Source organism: Limosilactobacillus galli (assembly GCF_947381495.1).
Classification (GTDB): domain Bacteria; phylum Bacillota; class Bacilli; order Lactobacillales; family Lactobacillaceae; genus Limosilactobacillus; species Limosilactobacillus galli.
Genome location: NZ_CANCWK010000085.1, coordinates 1 through 1,832, shown reverse-complemented (window position 1 = coordinate 1,832; position 1,832 = coordinate 1). Strand labels below are relative to the sequence as shown.

The following is a 1,832-nucleotide window of genomic DNA, read 5'->3' as shown; positions in this document are numbered from 1 at the left end:
GAGGCTGGGAAAAAACTCTCAGTCCAAAATGAAAGCCGGACGATGAATCAAATCTTGGTTCATCGTCCGGCTTCTTATGTACACAGGAAATCGTTCCTGATATGATGTAATTACCCCTAAAAACAAACATAAAGGAGCGATTTTCATGTATCAAAATTATATCACGGGACAAACAGAATTCGTACTAAATTATGACTACAATGTGCCAAAAAATCATCTGGTTCGGTTAATTGATACTTTTGTCGATTCCATTCCACAAGAGGTTTTGTTAGAAGAGAACGTGGCCGTCACCGGCCGCCCACTTTCTCACCCTGCACTGATGTTAAAAATTCTGTTGTTTGCGTACTCTCGTCAAACTTATTCTGGCCGGAAAATAGAAACCTTGTTAGAAGAAAACTTACCAATGCGATGGTTAGCCCGTGATCATTCATACAGTTACCATACCATCAATAACTTTCGACGGAGTGAGCACGCCAGGAACTTAATAAAACGTACCTTTGTTTACTTTACTATGGCTCTTACGGACCATGGGCTAATTCAAAATGATGCAGTCTTTATTGATGGCACTAAGGTTGAAGCGGATGCTAATAAGTACTCGTTTACTTGGCGTCGGGCAATAGAAAAGTATCACGCTAAGTTGAGAGAAAAGACGGCTAGTATTTATGATGAGTTAGTAGAAAAGCAAGTCATCAAAGAGATGAAACCAGAAATGATTGAATCTATCGACGGTATGGAATTAATGGCTGAAGAAGTGGAAAAAGAAATCACTAATCTAGACGAAGCCATTAAACAGGAGCCGAAAATAATTAAAGGTGGTTCAGTTAGAAAACGTCGGCGACGTTTTCTAAAGAAGCTTCGTCGTCAACTGAGAGAAGACTTAATTCCACGGGCTAAAAAATATGAACGTGTCGAAGATATTTTTCAAGGACGAAATAGCTTTTCGAAAACAGACCACGACGCAACTTTTATGTGCATGAAAGAAGATCCGATGATGAACCGAGAACTCAAACCCGGATATAATCTTCAGATTGCCACGCATAATCAGTTTGTCCTTGATTATGCTTTATTTTCCAATCCTACTGATACTAGGACTTTAGTGCCATTTCTTAAGCAATTCCATGGCTTGGATTTCTTTACACACGTGGTAGCTGATGCTGGTTACGGTAGTGAATATAATTACACAACACTGCTTGACCAATTCGATAAGCAACCACTCATTCCATACACCACCTATCAAAAAGAGCAGAAGCGTAAGTTCAAAAATGATCCAACAAAACCTCAGAATTGGCAGTACAATGCCGAAGATGACTACTATATTGATCATTTAGGCGTTCGCTTCAGTTTTTATCGCTACAGTAAACGAACTGATAAGTATGGATTTAAGCGCGATCTTAAACTCTATCGTGCCGACACACATCAATCATCAGAAGAGTTAGATCAGTTAGCTAAAACGCCAGGTAAGCGTCAGCGCTACATCCAGGTTAATCCAACTTGGAATTATTACAAAGCAAAAGTCAAAGAGACCCTCTCAAGCGATGAAGGTAAGATGATCTATCGTCGACGCAAGTTCGACGTTGAACCAGTCTTTGGTCGCATGAAGAGGGATTTTGGCGTACGCCGAACTCATTTGCGCGGCCAACGGGCTGTGGAAAATGATGTCGGATTAACCTTAATGGCATTGAACTTAACGAAATTGGGTAAAATGATCAACCAATTAAGACCCTTTTTAGTAAATAACCAAAAATGCGAACTACAATTTTTGATTAAATCAAAAATCATAGTTCGCATTTTCTTAGTTAGAAGCTAGAAAATAATAGTTAATTCCCAGCCTC

General features: G+C 39.5%; 1 protein-coding gene. It reads left to right on the top strand.

Translation table 11 applies throughout. From position 1 onward, the window contains the following. Window positions 1-145 precede the first annotated feature (145 nt). The gene (locus tag QOS10_RS09215; RefSeq protein WP_056968813.1) at window positions 146-1,807 is read left to right on the top strand and encodes an IS1182 family transposase; all 1,662 of its coding nucleotides are present in this window, start codon (window positions 146-148) and stop codon (window positions 1,805-1,807) included. Window positions 1,808-1,832: the final 25 nt, after the last annotated feature.